1 protein-coding gene is annotated in these 730 nt (G+C 42.3%); it reads right to left on the reverse strand.

What is annotated here, in order from left to right:
* Positions 1 to 18: 18 nt before the first annotated feature.
* On the reverse strand, positions 19 to 645 hold the full coding sequence (locus A3738_RS01670) for an alpha-ketoglutarate-dependent dioxygenase AlkB (protein WP_068478760.1): 627 nt from the start codon (positions 643 to 645) through the stop codon (positions 19 to 21).
* Between the last annotated feature and the right edge of the window lie 85 nt (positions 646 to 730).

Raw genomic sequence — 730 nt, forward strand, 5'->3', positions numbered from 1 at the left:
AAGAAGGTGCGTAGCGCCTTAGTTGATTTTGCGAAATGTTAAATTGATTCGAGGCTCTTTTATATGTCGTTGTTTGGGTATCTGATGCTTCCAGTGAGTTTGAACGTCTGGTGACATCACCAACAAGGTGTTGTGTTTTAGCTCTATCGACTGTTTGGTTTCGATGCCATCATTTGGCTTGAGTTCGAACTTTCGTGTTATACCAAGCGATACCGATGCGATTGGAGTATCAGAGTCTAGCTCTGACTCATCGTCGCTATGCCAAGAAACGGAATCTTGCCCGTCTCGGTACTGATTGATCAATACTGAGTTGTAAGCGCAACTGGTCAGTATTTCGACTCGCTCTTTGATGGTTAACACTGCATCATGCCAAGGTGTCGGCTGGAATAATTTGCCGGAGTAGTTGTAGCTATTTTCCGCATCTCCCATCCAAACCTGCAGCCTTGGAATACGTTGATAGCGGCCATAAACTCGTATTTCTGGTTGTTGCCAATTCAGTTCATCCAATAGAATTTGAAAAAGTTGCCCGGCTGTATGGTCATCGAGAAACGGCGAAAAAAATGAAAGATTACCTCCTGACAACTGAATCAGTTCTGGTTCATTTTGCTTTGGAAGGCTTTCATTAAATAAACTTTCCTGATTCATTGTGCGATCGCCTCAATGCATGTTGGAGAATAACTGTTAGTTAGGCGTGAGTTTTTAAGTAGGTCAGTATTACATGAATATACTT

Source organism: Oleiphilus sp. HI0066 (genome assembly GCF_001635725.1).

Bases quoted from the DNA above. Each gene is read 5' to 3' on its own strand.
- A3738_RS01670 (WP_068478760.1), bottom strand. From the start codon at position 645: ATGAATCAGGAAAGTTTATTTAATGAAAGCCTTCCAAAGCAAAATGAA.